We start from the raw sequence: 17,964 nt of genomic DNA on the forward strand, positions 1-17,964 counted from the left end.
CGTTATGCGAATTGTTTATTGGCGTTGGCTGCTGGCCGTCATGCTGGTGGTCCTTGGTCATTCAGCCATAGCCTCGGTGCCTCCAGGCCAAGGCTATGTGTGCCGTTACGGTACTGGTATGTCGAAAGAGTCTGCATGCGCAGACGCCGCAGCAAATGAGCCACCGTCCGGGGAGAGTGTTGCTTACCGCTTCTACGGCATTTCGGCTTCAGGCTTCTGTCAAATCATGGCTCAGAACAAGGATGGCCGGGATATCAATTTGATGAATGTCCCATGCAGCACCGCCCAAGTCTGCCCTGAAAATTCGGAAAGCGTTGGCGGCGAGTGTGTGTGCAAGTCTGGCTATTCAGAGCAGGGCGGGCAGTGTAAATCCAACCAGTCTGCGGAGTGTGGCGGCAAGGCCGGTACGTTCGACATTGTGAATATCACATCGGGATGGAAGCGTACGCCCAGCGTTGGTGACCCTTCCGAGTCCTGGGTTGTAACTAACCAGCTTCCTTCGGGCGGTCAGTTCAGTGTTTGCAGTCCTAGCACGCCGGGTGGCACCAGTGGTTGTAAGCAAGACATTGACGCCAATGAGCCGTGTGCGGACTGCAAAGGGTGGGTATCGCAAACGCCCGGTAACAATGGCATGTACCGGGTCAGTACTGATTTCAGAGGTCATTACAGCGGGGAAAGCTGCAGCACTTCTGACAGTGAGGTAGCGCCTGATTTGCTCACGCCTGATGACTCGAAAGACCCACCGTGCCCGGGTTATGTCGGTGAGGTCAATGGTGTCAAGGGGTGCTTTGGTAACGCGCAAAAGCCGGTGCCATCTACCGATCCAAACAAGCCGAACAACAACGGCTCAGATAAGGGCAACCCTCCCGCGGGCAATAAGCCGAGTGAGGGGGAGGGGTCTGGTACTGACGGTGCAGGGCGCACGCCTAGTACTGGCACAGGCGGTAGTGCTGGTGGCCCTGGGGGCGCGGCTGGTGGGGGAACCAAGCCAGACGGCACGACGAACAAGCCGGGTGAGGGTAAAGAGCAAGCTGCGTGCGGTGCGCCGGGGCAACCGCCTTGCAAGATCGATGAGACAGGTACGCCCAAGGAGTACAAGGGTGATGGTGGCAAAGGTCTGGATAAGTGGAAGGCCGATATTGAGGCTAATCGCGATCAGATGAAGGAATCTGGTGGTGGAATTTTCGATTCCATGAATGTGCTCTTTTCAGCGCCTCCGTTGGCGTCTTGCACGCCCATACCTCTCCCTGGTGGTGTGGCCTATGAAAAGCAATGTGAGGTTGTCGATACTGGTCGCGCGATCATGGCTTATGTGTGGGCGCTGACGGCTATATGGCTTTGTTTGGGCTGGATCAGGGAGGCCGTTTAAATGCCGATTCTTGCGACTTTCATAGGGTCGATTGCGACCTTTCTCACGGGCTTCTTTTCACGCTGGCTGGGATTCAAAGCTGCGCTGAGCTTGGCGTCCTTCCTTGTGTGGATCACCATCCTAACGACCTTCGTCACGACAGTTTCTGTCTGTTTGAATACGTTGCTTGGCATGGTTCAGGGCGGTGGTGGTGGCGGTGGTAATGGGGCGCTTTGGTCCTATTTCCTGATGGGCGTGGGTATGTTCATTCCTGGCAATGCCGGTGCGATCTTGACGTGCATGGCCTCCGTGTGGATTGGGTGTCAGGTCTACAAGATCAGGAAGACTGGCATTCACAACTACAGCCGCTGATATGACCGATTACGCGTTCGTCGGAAAGAAAGGGACTGGCAAAAGCAAGCACGCTGTCTTGCGCATGCGCGAGACCTATTTCAAGCGAAAAAGGGCTGTGGCCACAAACTTGGATATCGATCTGAAAGCCATGTTTGGTCCGCGATCGAAGGTTACCTATGTGCGCGTGCCAGATAAGCCGACTGAGTTCGATTTACTGGCGGCGGGGCATGGCAACCCGGATTCCTACGATGAAGATAAAAACGGGGCCATGGTGCTTGATGAGTTGGGTACGTGGTTCAACGCGCGCACGTTCAACGATAAGGGGCGGGCCGGAACCCTTGATTTCCTGGCGCATGCTCGTAAGCATGGCTGGGACTGCTACTACATCATGCAGGACGTCTCCCAGGTCGATAAGCAGCTACGGGACTCGTTTATTGAACAGACCGTGCGACATGTGCGCTATGACAAGGTGCGCATTCCTTTCGTCGGCACGTTGATCGGGATGCTGCTTGGCGATCGATTCGGCTATCTGCCGCGTTTTCATCAAGCGGTTTTCCGGATTGGCACGAATCCGCAAGACTTGGTGAGCGATCGACTTTGGTTCAAGGGCCAGGACATTGAGCCTTGCTACGACACGCGGCAGGTGTTCCGCTTGGACTACCCATACGGCACACATTCAGTGCTTTCGCCATGGCATGTTGAAGGGCGCTTCCTGGCGGGCGATGAGGTCCCATGGTGGAGAAAGCTGCTCGCTATCTTGTTCAAGGCCAAGCCGCAACATGTCAAGCCGTTAGCACCGCTGGTGCCTGACCTTCAGTTGGCGCGAGTCGTTAAGCTGGCTCGAGCGCTGCCACCAGATCAATCGCTTCAACTGGTGGCACGCTATCAGCGCATGAGGCTGTCTGCATGAGGGGCGCTGTGGGGTATGGGGCATCGCCCCATGTCAGCGAAGCGGAGACGTCGCGGCTCTTGCAATTCGATGCGTACATCCGCGAGGCACGGTATCTGGCAATGCGTGGCGCTCATTCGTGCTTGATAAACGTCGGCTGTTTGCGCGCTAGCGCCGTTGCGCTGCTGCTCATCATCCTGGTATCGCTTCCAGTGGCGGCCCAGGTGCCGAATGGATGCTTGCGCATGGCAGATGAATGCCGGTGCTACACCGGACGCGGCCGGCCGGTGGCGGTCGAGGTGGACCACTGCGAGGCAATAACCGATGGAAGCCCGGCATTCACGCTCGCCGGTGGCAAGCTGAAGGATCATGTATCGCCAGTGCCCAAGCGTGATGAGAGGATCAGCTACAGCATGGACAACAAGCCGCCCGGGCTGCGTCAATTGAACCAATTGGCATTGCGTGTTCAGCGCGATTTCAAGCGATAGTCAGCTCTCCATATATGGGAGGATAAATGGAGATTGGTTATGCACGCGTGTCTACCTCTGAACAAAACACAGATGCTCAGGTAGAAGCATTCAGGAGAGCGGGAATAGAGCATATTGTTGAAGAACGTCGGTCTGCAATAAAGGAACGACCGGAACTTGCCAAGCTGCTGAAGCGCCTAAAAAAAGGTGACGTATTGGTGGTCTATAAATTGGACCGTCTAGCGCGCAGTGTTTCGCATTTCGTGCGGGTTTTTGAAGATCTGCAACGACGGGGAATTGGGTTTCGATCATTGACGCAATCTATCGAAACCGATACGCCGCACGGTCGAATGTTTGTGCATATGCTGAGCGCATTTGCCGAGTTTGAACGGGAAATGATCCTAGAGCGAAGTGCAGCGGGTATCGCAGCAGCGAAGGCCCGTGGTGTGAAGTTTGGTCGCAAGCGATCTTTGACGCCTGTCAAGGAGGCTCACCTTGTGCGTTTGTATGGAACTGGTTATTACACGATGGACGCCCTAGCCCATCATTTCGGTGTCCATACTTCGAGCGTCAAACGTGCTATCTACCGGGTAACGAAACCGGGTCACAGCAGCTTGGAATAAAAAAAGGACCGGAAAAACCGGTCCCTTTCTATGGTTCGAAAACCACGCTTTTCGTCGTTTCCACCTCAACTACCCTGCTATTTCACGACAAGCTTGCCTAATTGGCCGACATGGTTCATAGAGACTTCTTCCGGCATGACTCCCCAGTGCGGCAGATTCGCCGGGCGGTCTGGCGCCTGGGTCAGAACAGGCGCTTGAGCAGGCCCATGATGCGGTCAAACCGGGCACCGTATGGGGGATAGAGCATCGCTCCCAGGGAGAGCCGCGACTGCACGAACACCGACTTCTGGTGGCTGAAGCGCAGGAACCCGTGCTCGCCGTGATAGGCCCCGGTTCCGCTGTCACCCACCCCGCCGAACGGCAGGTTGTCGTGCGTGATGTGCATGAGTGTGTCGTTCACCGAGACGCCGCCACTGACGGTCTGGCGCAACACCGCATCGCGGATGCCGTCATCCCTGCCGAACCAGTACAGCGCGAGCGGGCGCGCACCGGCATTGATGTGTGCGATGGCGTCATCCAGCCGCTCGTAGCTGATCACCGGCAGGATCGGGCCAAAGATCTCTTCCTGCAACAGTTGCATGTCTTGTGTGACACCGAACACCAGCGTCGGTGCCATCTGCCGCGCCACTCCGTCGCCGATGCTCGTGGGCGGCGGAGGCGGCGTGTCGGGCTGGGGTTCCATCACCTCGATCTGCGCGCCCAACGTCTGGGCCTGCTGCAGCATGGTGCGCAGCCGTGCGAGATGCCGCGAGCTGATGATGGAGGCATAGTCGGCATTGCCCTCGAAATAGGGGAACAGCTGCGCGACCGCCGCACGGTAGGCATCGGCAAACGCAGCCTCCTTGCCGCGCGGAAGCAACACATAGTCGGGTGCGATGCAGGTCTGCCCGGCATTCAGCAGCTTGCCATGGACGATCTTGAGCGCCGCATCCTGCAGATCGCAATCCGCATCGACGATGCACGGCGACTTGCCGCCCAGCTCCAGGGTCGTCGGCGTGAGATTGGCGGCGGCCGCCTGGGCCACCTTGCGCCCCACCGCGGTGGATCCCGTGAACACCAGGTGATCGAAGGGTAGCGACGACACCAGCGCCGCGATGGCGGCGTCCCCCTGCACGACGCACATTTCCTCGGTCGAGAAGAACTGCGCCACCACAGCCGCCAGCTGCGCGGCCGTGTGGGGCGTGAGCTCGCTGCACTTGATCATCACGCGGTTGCCTGCGGCGAGCGCGTCGATGGCGGGCCCGAGCGCCAGCTGGATTGGATAGTTCCACGGCGAGATGATGCCCACCACGCCCAGCGGCTGGCGCTCGATCCAGCCACGTCCCGGCATCAGGAACAGGGGGGTGGACACGCGCTTGCGCTTCATCCACTTCGAGAGGTTCTTGAGCGTGTGCGAGAGCTGCGCGCGCAGCACGAACAGGTCGGCCACCTCGGTCAGGCGCGGCGATCGCATGCCGAAGTCGGCCTGCACCGCAGCCGCCAGCACCGGCCCATGCTCGTCGAGCAGCTTGCCGAGCCGCAACAGCCGCTCGCGGCGCACCACCAGGGGCACGTCGACCTGTGCCCTGCTGGCCTGGTGTTGCAGTTCGAACCACTGGCGGACATCGGCTGGATGGGTATAGCTCGTCATATGCCAATCATCATATCGGTGCGAAATGCAGCCACGGCCAACTCCCCCGTCGCAGCGCCAGGAATTTGTATCAATCGTCTGGAGGCCAGGGTTCAGGCCGGGTCGCGTGCCGCAGCCTCGGCCAGCAGCCGGCGGATCACTCCCACCGTATGGGCGATCACGCCCGCCGGCCGCACGAATGGCAGCCGGATGTATTCGCCGAATCCTTCGTTGACCGAGTAGGCCGGCCCGGCCGACAGCAACAGCCCCCGCCTGGCCGCAGCCTGGCACAGCGCCACCGCATGGGCGCCCGGAATGCGCATCCACATCGCCGTGCCGCCATCGGGCACATGCCACTGCCAGCCGTCCCCTCCTTCGGCCCTCACGATCTGCATCGCCTCGTGCAGCGTACGGTGGATCTCATCGTGCCGGTGTGCCCGTGCCTCGGACAGCCGCTCGAACAGCTCCACCGCAATGCGCTGGTCGAAGCGCGACGAGCCCAGGTCGTTCACAGCCTTCATGCTTGCCAGCCGCGCGATCATGGAGGGACTCGAGCGGATCCAGCCCACCCGCAGGCCACCCCAGAACAGCTTGGACAACGTGCCGATCGTTGCCACCCGCTCGGGATCACACAGGGCGGCGAGCGGTAGCGGCGGCGCGGTGCGCTCCACCCCCAACTCGGATTGCGATCCATCCTCCACCACGAAGACAGGATGGCGCTGCAGCAAGGCTGCCAGCCGTTCACGCGCTGCACCATCAAGCGAGCGACCCGTGGGGTTCTGGCAATCGGCAAAGCAATAGAACAGGTGGGGGCGCAGGCTCAAGTTCTGCTCCAGCGCGTGCCAGTCGAAGCCTGCAGCAGTCACCGGCGTGCCCACCAGGCGCGCATTGCGCCGCCTGAAGGCCTCCATGGAGCCCCGGTAGGTCGGATCCTCCACCAGCACGGTGTCCGCGGTATCGACCAGCGCATTGGCCAGCAGCCACACCGCCTGCTGCGCGCCACTGGTGATCAGGATCTGCTCGCTGCGCGTGGGCAGCCCCAGGTCGCCGTAGTAGCGCGCCACGGCCGCGCGGAGTTCGGGCAGGCCGTAGGCGTCGTAGCCCAGTCCCGACACCAGGCGGGCCAGGTCGCTGCCGGCAAGCCCCGAAAGCAGCGCGATCAGCGTGGGAGAGGACTGCAGCGCGCCGCTGGTCATGTCGATGTCCTTGGGCATCGCCAACACCTCGCCGACGAGCCGGTTGTGCACCTCCCCTGGTGCGTGGTTCGACGACGCAACGATGCGATAGCCGCTGCCCTGCTGGCTGCTCACCAGTTGCGCGTCGCGCAGCAGGCCATAGGCCGCCACCACGGTGCCGCGACTCACCACGAGCGCCTGGGCAAGCGCGCGTTCGGACGGCATCAGCGCCCCCACGGGCAACTCGCGCGCGGCAATCAGCTTGCCCAGCGCCAGGCACAGACGCTGGGCAAGGCTCTTGTCACCCACCTGCCAGCCCGCGATGAGCCGCGTCACACGGGCAGCGGAAATACGTTTCATGGTCCAGTTTCCTTCAACTGGACTTTGCCAGAGCACCCAAGTTCCGGCAACTTCAGGCCATCACCTCATTCCCAACACACCCGCCCGGAGATGAACCCGTCATGAGCACAGAAAAAACGATCTACGTCGTCGGCTGCTGCGATACCAAGCAGGCCGAGCTGGCCTACGTCGCCAACCGTATCCGCATGCAGGGCCACAAGGTGCTGCTGGTGGACGTGTCCACCCACCATCCCTCGGCCCAGGCGGATTTCAGCGCGCGGATCGTCGCCGCCAGCCACCCGCAGGGCGCAGACGCGGTGTTCACGGGCGACCGTGGCACGGCCGTCGGCGCCATGGGCGATGCGTTCGAGCGTTTCATGGTGTCGCGCAACGACGTCGCGGGCGTGATCGGCCTGGGCGGCTCCGGCGGCACGGCCATCGTCACGCAAGGCATGCGCGCCCTCCCGGTGGGAACGCCGCGCGTGGTGGTCTCCACGATGGCCGCGGGCAACGTCAGCGCCTACGTGGGTCCCAACGATATCTACATGGTGAACTCCATCACCGACATCGCGGGCCTGAACAGCATCTCGCGCAGGGTGCTCTGCAATGCCGCCAATGCCATCGCCGGCATGGCCGCAGGCGCGCGCGACGAGACGCAGGACGACAAGTCCGCGATCGGACTCACCATGTTCGGCGTGACCACGCCCTGCATCACGCAGATCAGCGAGCTGCTGGGGGAGCACTACGAATGCATGGTGTTCCACGCGACGGGCATCGGCGGCCAATCGATGGAAAAGCTCGCGGCTGGGGGCTTCTTCAAGGGAGTGCTCGACATCACGACGACGGAGGTCTGCGACCTGCTGTTCGGCGGCGTGCTGCCGGCCACCGAGCAGCGCTTCGGCTTTCTGGCCGACCGGCCCGTGCCGTACGTGGGATCGTGCGGCGCGCTCGACATGGTGAACTTCGGCGCGAAGGAGACCGTCCCGGAGCAGTACCGGCACCGCAACCTCTATGTGCACAACCCGCAGGTCACGCTGATGCGCACAACCCGGGAAGAGAACATCGCCGTGGGCCGCTGGATCGGTGAGCGCCTGAACCGGAGCCAGGGCGCCGTGCGCTTTCTGCTGCCCGAGGGCGGGGTCTCGGTGCTCGACGTCCCCGGCATGCCCTTTCATGACCCCGAGGCCGACGAAGCCCTCTTCCGCGCGATCGAGGAGACCGTCCATGCCACCGAACTGCGCCGCGTGATCCGCGTGCCGCACGCCATCAATTCGCCGGAGTTCGCCGCCATCGCGGTACGGCATTTCAACGACATCATCTGAGAGCATCCATGAAACAAGAACGCAGCGCCATCCTTGCCCGATTCCGCGAACAGATCCGCCAGGGCCGCCCCATCATCGGCGGTGGCGCGGGCACGGGCCTGTCTGCCAAGTGCGAGGAAGCAGGCGGCATCGATCTCATCGTCATCTACAACTCGGGCCGCTACCGCATGGCCGGACGCGGCTCGCTCGCGGGCCTGCTGGCCTATGGCAATGCCAACGACATCGTCGTGGACATGGCACGCGAGGTGCTGCCCGTGGTGAAGCACACCCCCGTGCTCGCCGGCGTGAACGGCACCGATCCGTTCTGCAGCTTCGGCCCGTTCCTCGACCAGTTGAAGGCCATGGGCTTCGCGGGCATCCAGAACTTTCCCACGGTCGGGCTCATCGATGGCAAGTTCCGCGCCAATCTGGAAGAAACCGGCATGGGTTACCAGCTGGAGGTCGACCTCGTGCGCATGGCACGCGAGAAGGACCTGCTCACCACGCCCTACGTCTTCAACCCTGAAGACGCCCGCGCCATGGCGGCTGCGGGCGCCGACATCATCGTCGCGCACATGGGACTCACCACCGGGGGCAGCATCGGCGCGGACACCGCGCTGACGCTTGCCGACTGCGTGGGCGAAATCAACGCCATCGCGACAGCGGCGCGCGAAGTGAACCCGGACGTGCTCGTGCTCTGCCACGGCGGCCCGATCGCCATGCCCGAGGATGCCCGCTACATCCTCGCCCACTGCCCGGGCTGCAACGGTTTCTACGGCGCATCCAGCATGGAACGCCTACCGGTGGAAACGGCCTTGGTCGAGCAGACGCGGGCGTTCAAAAACCTCGCCCTGCAGGCAGGTAACTAAGCCAGGCGGATCCATCGGCTCATCACCCCTACATCACAAGGAGACACACATCATGGCGACAGCCTATGCAAGCGCAATCATTCCCGCACCGATCGACAAGGTCTGGCAACTCGTGCGCGACTTCAACGGCCTGCCCGTCTGGCACCCGGGCATTGCAAGCAGCGAGATCGAGGACGGCCGCAGCGCGGATTCCGTGGGCTGCGTGCGCTCCTTCCACCTGAAGGATGGCGCGCATGTACGCGAGCAGCTGGTGTCCCTGGACGACACGCACCACCGGCTCAGCTACAACTTCGTGAAGCCGGCTTTTCCCGTGACCAACTATCTCGCATGGATCAAGCTCTCGCCGATCACATCAACGGGCGAGACGTTTGCCGAATGGGGGGCGAACTTCGACGAAGCGCCGGGTGATGCTGGAAAGTACGAGGAAATCGTCTCGACACATGTATTTGCCGCCGGGTGGAAGGCGCTGGCGCAGCACATGAGCACATAGGAAAAAGAGCGAGGCAACGTGCCGCCTCCAACTCTTCCCAACTGACAAGAAAAACGCCGCTGAGGAAATCCCTCAGCGGCGTTTGCCATAGTTAACAGTGAATTAACGCTGAACCGTCAGAAAAGAAGCCTCAACGAACCTCGCGGGCCTGCACATCGGTCACATCGGGCGAAGGTCGCAACATGCCGGTGCCCCGCATCCGCGACTCGCCTTCGTCGCCCGCGCGCTCGCGCGGCGCCGACCAGCGTGCCGTGCTGCGGTATACCGTGCTCCACCCGTTGCGCGGGTCCATCTTCATCGCCCAGGGCATCACGGGCTGGCCCGTCAGGCGCGCCCACAGGGCACGCACGCCCCAGATCAGCGCCAGCAGCATGGCCGCTGCGAGCACGCTCAGGAACACCACCACCCCGCCGGCAATGACGATGAGGCGCAACACGAATCGGGCAACTCCAGACAACAGATCGTTCAAAACAGTCTTTCCTTTCAAACCTTGCGGCACGGATCTGTCCATATTACAGATCCGAGTCGCTATTTCAGCATCAAGCCCCTTCGCGGGCCACACCGAACTCGAATACCCCTGGGTCCTTCACAGGATCCACGCTCACCGGGATCACGCTCTTGGGCGGATATTTGCCCTCCAGCAGCAGTTTGGACAGCGGGTTTTCGATACGCTGCTGGATCGCACGCTTGAGCGGGCGGGCGCCGAACACCGGATCGAAGCCGACCTTGGCCAGCTCCTCCATCGCGGCGGGCGACACGTCGAGATGCAGATCCATCTTCTCGAGGCGCGACTCCAGCAGCTTGAGCTGGATGCGCGCGATCGCCTCGATGTTCCTGGCGTCGAGCGCGTGGAACACCACGGTCTCGTCGATGCGGTTCAGGAATTCGGGTCGGAAATTGTTCTTGAGTTCCCCCCAGACCGCTTCCTTGATGTCTTCCGAGCTCTCGCCGACCATGGCCTGGATGAGCTGCGAGCCGATGTTGCTGGTCATGACGATCACCGTGTTCTTGAAGTCCACGGTACGTCCCTGGCCATCGGTCAGGCGTCCGTCGTCGAGCACCTGCAGCAGCACGTTGAACACGTCCGGATGGGCCTTCTCCACCTCGTCGAGCAGCACCACGCTGTAGGGCTTGCGGCGCACCGCCTCGGTGAGATAGCCGCCCTCCTCGTAGCCCACATACCCCGGAGGCGCACCGATCAGTCGCGCCACGGAGTGCTTCTCCATGAACTCGCTCATGTCGATGCGGATCAGGTGATCCTGGCTGTCGAACAGGAAGCCCGCCAGCGCCTTGCACAGCTCGGTCTTGCCCACGCCCGTCGGGCCGAGGAACAGGAAGCTGCCCAGCGGCCGGTTCGGATCCGACAGGCCCGAGCGCGAACGGCGGATGGCGTTCGACACGGCGGAAATCGCCTCGTCCTGGCCCACCACGCGCTCGTGCAGCTTGGCCTCCATGTGCAGCAGCTTGTCCTTCTCGCCCTGCATCATCTTGGAGACCGGGATGCCGGTCGCGCGGCTCACCACTTCGGCGATTTCCTCCGCGCCCACCTGGGTGCGCAGCAGGCGGTTCTTCTTGCCGGCAACACCTTCGGCCTTCGCCTCGTTGTTCTCCGCAGCCTTCAGTTCGCGCTCGAGCTCCGGCAGCTTGCCGTACTGCAGTTCGGCCACCTTGTTGAAGTCGCCCTTGCGCTTGAACTCGTCGATCTGGATACGGATCGTGTCCAGCTCCTTGCGGATCTGCTCGGAGCCCTGCGCCGCAGCCTTCTCCGACTTCCAGACCTCCTCCAGGTCGGCGTATTCGCGCTCCAGCCCCCCGAGGTCTTCCTCGATCAACGCCAGGCGTTTCTGCGAGGCCTCGTCCTTTTCCTTCTTCATGGCCTCGCGCTCGATCTTCAACTGGATCATGCGGCGCTCGAGCTTGTCCATCTCCTCGGGCTTGGAGTCGATCTCGATCTTCACCTTCGCGGCTGCCTCGTCGATCAGGTCGATCGCCTTGTCAGGCAGGAACCGGTCGGTGATGTAGCGATGGCTCAGCTCCGCCGCCGCGACGATGGCCGGGTCGGTGATGTCCACGCCGTGGTGGGCCTCGTAGCGCACTTGCAGGCCGCGCAGGATCGCGATGGTGTCCTCCACCGACGGCTCCTCGACCAGCACCTTCTGGAAGCGGCGCTCGAGCGCGGCATCCTTCTCGATGTACTTGCGGTATTCATCGAGCGTGGTCGCGCCGATGCAGTGCAGCTCGCCACGCGCCAGCGCCGGCTTGAGCATGTTGCCCGCATCCATCGCGCCCTCGGCCTTGCCTGCGCCGACCATGGTGTGGATCTCGTCGATGAACAGGATGATCTTGCCTTCCTGCTTGGCCACGTCGTTGAGCACGGCCTTCAGGCGCTCCTCGAACTCGCCCCGGTACTTCGCGCCAGCCAGAAGCCCGGCCATGTCGAGCACCAGCACGCTCTTGTCCTTGAGGGATTCCGGCACTTCGCCGGCCACGATGCGCTGTGCCAGGCCTTCCACGATGGCGGTCTTGCCCACGCCGGGCTCGCCGATGAGCACGGGATTGTTCTTGCTGCGGCGCTGCAGCACCTGGATCGCGCGGCGGATCTCGTCGTCGCGGCCGATCACCGGATCGAGCTTGCCGCTGCGGGCGCGCTCGGTCAGGTCGAGCGTGTACTTCTTCAATGCTTCTCGCTGGCTTTCGCCTTCCGCACTGTCCATCGTCTGTCCTCCACGAACGGCGTCGATCGCCGCTTCCACACTCTTGCGGGTCAATCCATGCTGCTTGGCCAGCGCCGAAGCCTTGGAACTGCTGTCGGCCAATGCCAGCAGGAACAGTTCGCTCGCGATGAACTGGTCGCCGCGCTTGATGGCTTCCTTCTCGGTGGCCTGCAACAGGCGCGTCAGATCGGGTCCGATCTGCACCTGCTGGTCCTGCCCCTGCACCTGGGGCAACTGCTTGATGGCGTTTTCGGCGTCCGTGGTGAGGGCCGCCACGTTCACGCCCGCGCGCTGCAGAAGCGACTTCGGGCCGTCCTGCTGCCGCAGCATGGCAACCAGCACATGCAGGGGGTCGATGTAGGCGTTGTCATTGCCCAGCGCGAGCGATTGCGCGTCGGCCAGGGCTTCCTGAAATTTGGTGGTCAGTTTGTCGAGTCTCATGGTTCTTGTTTCAATGCGAGATTGATGTCGATGAGATTTATCTGATAGCGGGCCGCCGAATTTCAAGTGATGAAAATTGAAAACTGGACGCGATGACGGATTTCAATGAAACCGAAATCAAAAACCATAGCAGCAGTGCACACCCTCACATCGCACGCGTGACAATGAGAGGACTCAAGTATTGCGCTCTGCATGCTCAGAGTGCGTAGGAGTAACACGCAAATGGGCTCGTGCTCGGATCAGCCCATCGACAACCTGATTGTCTCGGTCCCTCCTGCTGCAGCGCCCTGCGTGCACGCGGGGACAAGAAAGGAGAACCTGGACGGGACGCTAGGCAGCGCGGCGAGCCGGCTTCGCGCCGGGCAGCGGCAGCAGGCGGCCCCGGTGGAATCGCCCTTCCGCCCGCAGCTCGCGCAGTTGCGCGTTGAAGCCCGCACGATGCTGGGGGCCGAGCCACGCCGCCAGTGCGATCAGGTCGTCGCAGACGATCTGGCCACGGTATTCGAGCAGCCCCGTCTCGATGATCGCGCCGCTGTCGCCGACCGCATCCTTGAGCGTCGTGGTGAGGCACTTCACGCCATAGGCAGCCTCGAGTCCGCCGGATTCGAGCAGCACGCTGTAGCTGCTGGTGTCGCGCAGATAGACCCAGTGGCTCACGCGCAGGCTGGAAGCTGCTTCGTACATGTCCTGCGGCAGGGGCTCTCCCGCCTGCTCCATCGCCCTCGCCGCCTTGTCGAGCAGCGATTTCTTTTGCGCCAGCGTGTTGCGAGCCTTCTGCATCAACGCAAGCGCACCGCCGCTGTCCACCGGCTTTTTCAGCAGGCCGCCCACGATCGCGACATGCCCGAGCAGCGTCTGGTAATGGTCAATGAAATGCTGAGCCTGGCTTTCGTCGATCAACACGGTCTTTTTTCCCATCAGTCCTGCTTGTCCGCCGTCCAGCGCGCCAGCGCCTGCTCATCGCTCACGCGCGCATCCACCCAGCGCGCACCGTCCGGAGTCTGTTCCTTCTTCCAGAACGGGGCGAGCGACTTCAGGTAGTCCATGATGTATTCGCAGCCCTGGTAGGCCATGCCGCGATGTGCGCTGGTCACCGCCACCAGCACGATCTGGTCCATGGGTGCAAGCAGCCCCACGCGATGGATCACGCGCACGCCGTAGAGCCCAAAGCGCGCAACCGCCTGGTCGATGATCGCCTCGATGGACTTCTCGGTCATGCCGGGATAGTGCTCCAGCTCCATGCTCGCCACCGCATCGCCCTCGTTGCGGTCGCGCACCGTGCCGACAAAGGTGCACACGGCCCCCACGCGCGCATCGCCCGCGCGCAGCACGGCGACCTCCTTCGAGAGATCGAAATCCTCGGTCTGTACCGAGACACGCGGCATGGGCGTGGCGACTGCAGAAGCGGGTGATGTGGCGGATGGCATGCCGCCATTGTCGCAGGCCAGGCCCGAAAACCGGATGCTTGTCCACAGAATCGGCGTGCGAAGCGCAATGGCGAGGCAGCTCGCGTTAGCATCGGACATCGAGTCGGAAACGAATCGGAAAACCATCGAGTTGCAAGCCATGGCCACACAAACCATCAACACCGACGAGTACACGCTGTATCCGTCGCCACAGAACCAGCACCGCGTGCTGTTCGAGCACCAGAAGTTCGTCGCGCACCCCTATGCGCTGATCCACCTGCCGGACTTCGAATTCGCGGGCCGCGTCAGCCTGTTCGCGGCGCACCGGCGTGCGGACAACAAGATGGGGCAACTCGTGAGCTGCGAGCTGGCCGAGGACCTGGCACGTTTCGAACGCCTGTTCAAGCCGGATTGAGCACCATGGACGAAACCTCGCAGATCCAGCCGCCCCCGAGCTTTGTCGAGCTCTTCGCCGGCCGCGGCGGCAAGCTGCTGATCGAAAAGCCCGAGCTCGTCGCGCGCTACGAGCTGTGTGAAGACCTGGCCACGCACCTGACCGACCAGGCGCAGATGCTCTACCACGGAGGCAATTCGTCGGAGGAAGGCGTGCTGCTGGGCATGCATGCCGCCTTGAGTGGGGAAGGCTCCGCGGTGCAGCCGGGCGAGGCGCGCTGGGTCGTCCTGCGCCTCGCAGAACTGCTGAACTGGCGCACGCCTGAAATCGGGACCCCTGACGACGACGCCTGAGCGCATTCCGCACAGCGGTCCTGCACAAATCCGCAGGACTAGGCTACACTTGCCGCCATGCCTTTTTGCTTCGCCTCCGCCAGCACCATCGATGCCCACGCCTCTGGCGTGACGCGTTCCGTGGCCGCCTGCGCGAGCAAAGCCAAAAAACCAAAGCTCATCTGACCGGAGCTGAGGTTCCGTCCGGATGAGCGACGGAACCGGCCTGGCAGCCCATCTCCCTCTTTTTTCTCCCCCGCCGAGACTCCGTCTCACCTGTTGCCAGCCTTCCGTTCGCGCGCCGGACGGTGGTGATTTGCGGTCTTTCACCCGCGCCCACGACGTCGTTGTCATCGTCATCGACATCGCGGGCCATTGGAAAGAAAGAGACTGGCCATGCATTCAACCGACCATCCCGACTTCTCGGGCCTGTGGATTCCACTCGTCACCCCGTTCCATGAGAACGCCGTCGATCACAACGCACTGCACACGCTCACGACGCGCATGCGGCAGGCGGGCGTATCGGGTTTCTGTGCCTGTGGCTCGACGGGCGAAGCGGCGGCGCTGTCCCATGAAGAGGAGAACGCCGTGCTCGCCACCGTTCTCCATGCCAGCGGCGGATTGCCCGTGATGATGGGTGCTGCCGATTGCCACCTGGGCCGCATGCTTGATCGCGTGCGGGAGCTCGGCCGCCAGCCGCTCGCCGCGCTGCTGGTCCCCGCCCCCACCTATATCCGGCCCTCGCAGCAAGGCCTGCTCGACTGGTTCACCCGCATCGCAGACGCCAGTACACATCCGATCGTCATCTACGATATCCCCTACCGCACGGGGGCGACGATCGAGCTCGCCACGCTGCGCACGCTCGCTCGCCATCCGAACATCGTGGCCATCAAGGATTGCGGCGGCGATGCCGCCAAGACGCAGGCCCTCATCGACGACGGCGCGCTGCAGGTGCTGGCGGGCGAGGATGTCCAGATATTCTCGAACCTCGCGCTCGGAGGACACGGTGCGATCGCTGCCAGCGCACATGCCCACACGGAGCATTTCGTCGCACTGCTGCGTCTGCTTGCCAGCGGAGATCTGGCATCCGCTCGCGCGATCTGGGCACCGCTCCAGCAGCATATCCGGGGCAGTTTCGCGGAGCCCAACCCCGCTCCCATCAAGGGCTGGCTTGCACGCCAGGGCTGGATGAGTGCCGAGCTTCGCGCGCCCATGATGCCGGCTTCGGAAGCGGTGATCGACCAGCTCTGCGCCATTCAATTGCCCGAGCTGCCGACAATGCAGGCGCTGCGTGCGGCCTGACGGCCGCCTCCCTCATTCGCCGGCGGGCTCGTCGCCCAGCCGCAGGAGCATGCGCTGCACCTGCCCATGTGTCCAGGCGCCGCCGCGCGCCGCGGGAATGCCGCGCTCGTTGAGCACCTCCGCCATCCTGCGGTGCGTGAGCCCCTGGGCCCGAAACTCGGCAAAGACCGCACGGTGCTGCTCGGCGAACACGTCGGCGTCGGCCTTGCGCTTTTCCACCGTGGCGCGGATGTTGTCCGCGCCCGCGGCGCCCAGCCTCACCCCCCGGCTGCGCGCCTCGGACAATGCCTTGCGCGTGCGCGCGCTGATGGCGGCATCCACCCGGGGTGCGCCTGCGGCATCCGCTGCGCCCGCAGCATGCACCGCATCCTCAGGTTTCACATCGGTCGCCATGGCGCTCAGCCGCCCGTCACGGGAGGGAAGAACGCGACCTCGTCGCCGTCCTTTATGGCCGTGCCGCCCTTGCACATCACCTGGTTGAGCGCCATGCGCACGGCCTTGTTCGGTGCCAGCGCCGCGGCTGCAGCCTCGCCCCTGGCGCGGATGATCTCCTCGCGCAACTCGGCCACGGTCGCCGCCGAGGTCTGCAGCGATTCGCTGCCCATTCCCAGTGCCTCGCGGATGGAGGCGAAGTAAAGAACGTTGACGGTGTTCATCGAAGACTCGCTCATTGCAGCAGTTCGGCCAGGGGAAGGTAGCGCACGACATCGCCCCTGGCAATCGTGGTCATGGCGGGGTTGTCGACGAGCCCGTCGCCCCAGACGGCAGAGGTCAGCACGCCGGAGCTCTGGTTGGTGAACAGCTCGAGCGCGCCCTCTTCGTTCTGGCGCACGCGCAGGAACTCACGGCGCGCATCGGCCTTTCCGGTGTCGAAATCCGCGCGCGCATGCAGCACACGCGGCGCGACATGCTCCACGCCCTGAAGCCTCAGGATGAACGGACGCACCAGCATCAGGAAGGTCACGAAGCTCGACACAGGGTTGCCCGGCAACCCCATGAAATGCGCGCTTCCGCCCTCAGGACCGCTGCGGCGCACCTTGCCGAAAGCGAAGGGCTTGCCCGGCTTCATCGAGATCTTCCACAGGTTCAGCTCGCCCAGATGCTCCACCGCAGGCTTCACATGGTCCTCCTCCCCCACGGACACCCCCGCCGTGGACAGGATCAGATCGCTCATCTGCGCAGCCTCCTGCATCACCCGGATCGTGGCCTCGCGGTTGTCCGGGACGATGCCGCAGTCATGCACCTCGCAGCCCAGGCGCGCGAGCAGCGCGCGCAGGAAGTAGCGGTTGCTGTTGTAGATGGAGCCCGGCGGCATGTCCCCCGGTGCAACGGTTCCCGGCATCACCAGTTCGTCGCCCGTGGAAAACAGCGCCACGCGCGGCTTGCGCGCCACCTGCACCTGCCCGAGGCCGATGCTCGCGGCCAGCCCCAGGGCGGCCGGCGTGAGGCGGGTCCCCGCCTTGAGAATCGTGCTGCCGAGGGCGATGTCCTCGCCCGCGCGGCGGATCCACTGCCCCGGCTTCGGCACGGCAAGGATGCGCACCTGGCCATCCACCAGCTCCGCATCCTCCTGCATCACGATGGCATCCGCGCCCTGTGGAACCGGGGCGCCGGTGAAGATGCGCGCCGCTGTTCCCGCGGCCAGCGGCGTGCCGACATGCCCAGCCGGAATGCGCTGGCTCACAGGCAGCACGGCACCCGCCTGCGGCACATCGGCGCAGCGCACGGCGTAACCATCCATCGCCGAATTGTCGAGCGGCGGCACCTGCAGCTCGGACACCGCATCCGCCCAGAGCACACGGCCGTCGGCATCGAAGGTGTCCACCCTCTGCGGCGCATCGACCCGCGCAGCCTGCGCCAGCACGGCAGCCAATGCGTCATCCAGTGACATGAGGTTCTGCGGGGATTGCG

20 protein-coding genes are annotated in these 17,964 nt (G+C 63.4%); 11 read left to right on the forward strand and 9 right to left on the reverse strand.

Annotated elements, in window-relative coordinates; translation table 11 throughout:
• The first annotated feature begins 4 nt into the window (after positions 1 to 4).
• From H9K76_RS17065 to H9K76_RS17085, 5 genes are read left to right on the forward strand one after another with little or no spacing between them, the layout of a single operon-like run.
• Positions 5 to 1,369, forward strand: a complete 1,365-nt coding sequence (locus H9K76_RS17065; protein ID WP_187596520.1) for an EB domain-containing protein — start codon at positions 5 to 7, stop codon at positions 1,367 to 1,369.
• The gene (locus H9K76_RS17070; RefSeq protein WP_187596521.1) at positions 1,370 to 1,720 is read left to right on the forward strand and encodes a hypothetical protein; all 351 of its coding nucleotides are present in this window, start codon (positions 1,370 to 1,372) and stop codon (positions 1,718 to 1,720) included.
• Position 1,721: 1 nt separating this feature from the next.
• Positions 1,722 to 2,612 carry a zonular occludens toxin domain-containing protein gene (locus tag H9K76_RS17075; RefSeq protein WP_187596522.1) on the forward strand — a complete coding sequence of 297 codons (891 nt, stop codon included), beginning with the start codon at positions 1,722 to 1,724 and terminating at the stop codon, positions 2,610 to 2,612.
• 59 nt (positions 2,613 to 2,671) lie between these two features.
• Complete coding sequence (locus tag H9K76_RS17080) at positions 2,672 to 3,079, forward strand: hypothetical protein (protein ID WP_187596523.1); 408 nt, start codon at positions 2,672 to 2,674, stop codon at positions 3,077 to 3,079.
• Between the two features lie 26 nt (positions 3,080 to 3,105).
• On the forward strand, positions 3,106 to 3,681 hold the full coding sequence (locus H9K76_RS17085) for a recombinase family protein (protein WP_187596524.1): 576 nt from the start codon (positions 3,106 to 3,108) through the stop codon (positions 3,679 to 3,681).
• 181 nt (positions 3,682 to 3,862) lie between these two features.
• On the opposite strand, the gene H9K76_RS17090 is transcribed toward H9K76_RS17085, so the two are convergent.
• Entirely contained in the window at positions 3,863 to 5,311 is a 1,449-nt protein-coding gene (locus H9K76_RS17090; protein ID WP_187596525.1) for a coniferyl aldehyde dehydrogenase, read from the reverse strand.
• A gap of 92 nt (positions 5,312 to 5,403) precedes the next feature.
• Positions 5,404 to 6,825 (reverse strand): aminotransferase-like domain-containing protein, encoded by a 1,422-nt coding sequence (locus tag H9K76_RS17095; protein ID WP_187596526.1) that lies wholly within the window; start codon positions 6,823 to 6,825, stop codon positions 5,404 to 5,406.
• 101 nt (positions 6,826 to 6,926) lie between these two features.
• Here H9K76_RS17095 and H9K76_RS17100 point away from each other — a divergent pair, with 101 nt between their 5' ends.
• The 3 genes from H9K76_RS17100 to H9K76_RS17110 are packed head-to-tail and all read left to right on the forward strand — an operon-like array spanning position 6,927 to position 9,464.
• Positions 6,927 to 8,126 carry a Tm-1-like ATP-binding domain-containing protein gene (locus H9K76_RS17100; RefSeq protein ID WP_187596527.1) on the forward strand — a complete coding sequence of 400 codons (1,200 nt, stop codon included), beginning with the start codon at positions 6,927 to 6,929 and terminating at the stop codon, positions 8,124 to 8,126.
• A gap of 8 nt (positions 8,127 to 8,134) precedes the next feature.
• Complete coding sequence (locus H9K76_RS17105; RefSeq protein ID WP_187596528.1) at positions 8,135 to 8,974, forward strand: phosphoenolpyruvate hydrolase family protein; 840 nt, start codon at positions 8,135 to 8,137, stop codon at positions 8,972 to 8,974.
• A 52-nt stretch (positions 8,975 to 9,026) separates the two neighbouring features.
• Complete coding sequence (locus H9K76_RS17110; RefSeq protein ID WP_187596529.1) at positions 9,027 to 9,464, forward strand: SRPBCC family protein; 438 nt, start codon at positions 9,027 to 9,029, stop codon at positions 9,462 to 9,464.
• Positions 9,465 to 9,594: 130 nt separating this feature from the next.
• On the opposite strand, the gene H9K76_RS17115 is transcribed toward H9K76_RS17110, so the two are convergent.
• The 4 genes from H9K76_RS17115 to moaE form a co-directional block, all read right to left on the reverse strand.
• Complete coding sequence (locus H9K76_RS17115; RefSeq protein WP_187596530.1) at positions 9,595 to 9,933, reverse strand: hypothetical protein; 339 nt, start codon at positions 9,931 to 9,933, stop codon at positions 9,595 to 9,597.
• A 70-nt stretch (positions 9,934 to 10,003) separates the two neighbouring features.
• Complete coding sequence (gene clpB, locus H9K76_RS17120; RefSeq protein ID WP_187596531.1) at positions 10,004 to 12,619, reverse strand: ATP-dependent chaperone ClpB; 2,616 nt, start codon at positions 12,617 to 12,619, stop codon at positions 10,004 to 10,006.
• A 330-nt stretch (positions 12,620 to 12,949) separates the two neighbouring features.
• Positions 12,950 to 13,537 (reverse strand): hypothetical protein, encoded by a 588-nt coding sequence (locus H9K76_RS17125; RefSeq protein ID WP_187596532.1) that lies wholly within the window; start codon positions 13,535 to 13,537, stop codon positions 12,950 to 12,952.
• The gene (gene moaE, locus H9K76_RS17130) at positions 13,537 to 14,046 is read right to left on the reverse strand and encodes a molybdopterin synthase catalytic subunit MoaE (protein ID WP_425489709.1); all 510 of its coding nucleotides are present in this window, start codon (positions 14,044 to 14,046) and stop codon (positions 13,537 to 13,539) included. Before moaE ends, H9K76_RS17125 begins: the two co-directional genes overlap by 1 nt.
• A gap of 139 nt (positions 14,047 to 14,185) precedes the next feature.
• On the opposite strand from moaE, the gene H9K76_RS17135 reads away from it, so the two are divergent.
• The 3 genes from H9K76_RS17135 (at position 14,186) to dapA (ending at position 16,053) form a co-directional block, all read left to right on the forward strand.
• Entirely contained in the window at positions 14,186 to 14,440 is a 255-nt protein-coding gene (locus H9K76_RS17135) for a hypothetical protein (RefSeq protein WP_187596533.1), read from the forward strand.
• 5 nt (positions 14,441 to 14,445) lie between these two features.
• Entirely contained in the window at positions 14,446 to 14,772 is a 327-nt protein-coding gene (locus H9K76_RS17140; protein WP_187596534.1) for a hypothetical protein, read from the forward strand.
• 375 nt (positions 14,773 to 15,147) lie between these two features.
• Positions 15,148 to 16,053, forward strand: a complete 906-nt coding sequence (gene dapA, locus H9K76_RS17145) for a 4-hydroxy-tetrahydrodipicolinate synthase (protein WP_187596535.1) — start codon at positions 15,148 to 15,150, stop codon at positions 16,051 to 16,053.
• Positions 16,054 to 16,065: 12 nt separating this feature from the next.
• Here the strand turns inward: dapA and H9K76_RS17150 are convergent, their stop codons facing one another.
• The 3 genes from H9K76_RS17150 to H9K76_RS17160 are packed head-to-tail and all read right to left on the reverse strand — an operon-like array spanning position 16,066 to position 17,944.
• Positions 16,066 to 16,446, reverse strand: a complete 381-nt coding sequence (locus H9K76_RS17150; protein ID WP_187596536.1) for a recombinase family protein — start codon at positions 16,444 to 16,446, stop codon at positions 16,066 to 16,068.
• A gap of 5 nt (positions 16,447 to 16,451) precedes the next feature.
• Positions 16,452 to 16,709: a molybdopterin converting factor subunit 1 gene (gene moaD, locus H9K76_RS17155; protein WP_425489710.1), complete on the reverse strand. Its 258-nt coding sequence runs from the start codon at positions 16,707 to 16,709 to the stop codon at positions 16,452 to 16,454.
• Between the two features lie 11 nt (positions 16,710 to 16,720).
• A complete protein-coding gene (locus tag H9K76_RS17160) occupies positions 16,721 to 17,944 on the reverse strand; it encodes a molybdopterin molybdotransferase MoeA (protein WP_187600699.1) in 1,224 nt (407 codons plus the stop codon).
• Positions 17,945 to 17,964 lie beyond the last annotated feature (20 nt).

Origin of the sequence: Diaphorobacter ruginosibacter (assembly GCF_014395975.1) — a bacterium.
GTDB lineage: Bacteria > Pseudomonadota > Gammaproteobacteria > Burkholderiales > Burkholderiaceae_C > Diaphorobacter_A > Diaphorobacter_A ruginosibacter.

What these genes read in the sequence shown, in the direction of transcription:
- H9K76_RS17065 (WP_187596520.1), top strand. Translation starts at nt 5, where the DNA reads ATGCGAATTGTTTATTGGCGTTGGCTGCTGGCCGTCATGCTGGTGGTC.
- H9K76_RS17070 (WP_187596521.1), top strand. Translation starts at nt 1,370, where the DNA reads ATGCCGATTCTTGCGACTTTCATAGGGTCGATTGCGACCTTTCTCACG.
- H9K76_RS17075 (WP_187596522.1), top strand. Translation starts at nt 1,722, where the DNA reads ATGACCGATTACGCGTTCGTCGGAAAGAAAGGGACTGGCAAAAGCAAG.
- H9K76_RS17085 (WP_187596524.1), top strand. Translation starts at nt 3,106, where the DNA reads ATGGAGATTGGTTATGCACGCGTGTCTACCTCTGAACAAAACACAGAT.
- H9K76_RS17090 (WP_187596525.1), bottom strand. Translation starts at nt 5,311, where the DNA reads ATGACGAGCTATACCCATCCAGCCGATGTCCGCCAGTGGTTCGAACTG.
- H9K76_RS17095 (WP_187596526.1), bottom strand. Translation starts at nt 6,825, where the DNA reads ATGAAACGTATTTCCGCTGCCCGTGTGACGCGGCTCATCGCGGGCTGG.
- H9K76_RS17100 (WP_187596527.1), top strand. Translation starts at nt 6,927, where the DNA reads ATGAGCACAGAAAAAACGATCTACGTCGTCGGCTGCTGCGATACCAAG.
- H9K76_RS17105 (WP_187596528.1), top strand. Translation starts at nt 8,135, where the DNA reads ATGAAACAAGAACGCAGCGCCATCCTTGCCCGATTCCGCGAACAGATC.
- H9K76_RS17110 (WP_187596529.1), top strand. Translation starts at nt 9,027, where the DNA reads ATGGCGACAGCCTATGCAAGCGCAATCATTCCCGCACCGATCGACAAG.
- clpB (WP_187596531.1), bottom strand. Translation starts at nt 12,619, where the DNA reads ATGAGACTCGACAAACTGACCACCAAATTTCAGGAAGCCCTGGCCGAC.
- H9K76_RS17125 (WP_187596532.1), bottom strand. Translation starts at nt 13,537, where the DNA reads ATGGGAAAAAAGACCGTGTTGATCGACGAAAGCCAGGCTCAGCATTTC.
- moaE (WP_425489709.1), bottom strand. Translation starts at nt 14,046, where the DNA reads ATGCCATCCGCCACATCACCCGCTTCTGCAGTCGCCACGCCCATGCCG.
- H9K76_RS17135 (WP_187596533.1), top strand. Translation starts at nt 14,186, where the DNA reads ATGGCCACACAAACCATCAACACCGACGAGTACACGCTGTATCCGTCG.
- H9K76_RS17140 (WP_187596534.1), top strand. Translation starts at nt 14,446, where the DNA reads ATGGACGAAACCTCGCAGATCCAGCCGCCCCCGAGCTTTGTCGAGCTC.
- dapA (WP_187596535.1), top strand. Translation starts at nt 15,148, where the DNA reads ATGCATTCAACCGACCATCCCGACTTCTCGGGCCTGTGGATTCCACTC.
- H9K76_RS17150 (WP_187596536.1), bottom strand. Translation starts at nt 16,446, where the DNA reads ATGGCGACCGATGTGAAACCTGAGGATGCGGTGCATGCTGCGGGCGCA.
- moaD (WP_425489710.1), bottom strand. Translation starts at nt 16,709, where the DNA reads ATGAACACCGTCAACGTTCTTTACTTCGCCTCCATCCGCGAGGCACTG.
- H9K76_RS17160 (WP_187600699.1), bottom strand. Translation starts at nt 17,944, where the DNA reads ATGTCACTGGATGACGCATTGGCTGCCGTGCTGGCGCAGGCTGCGCGG.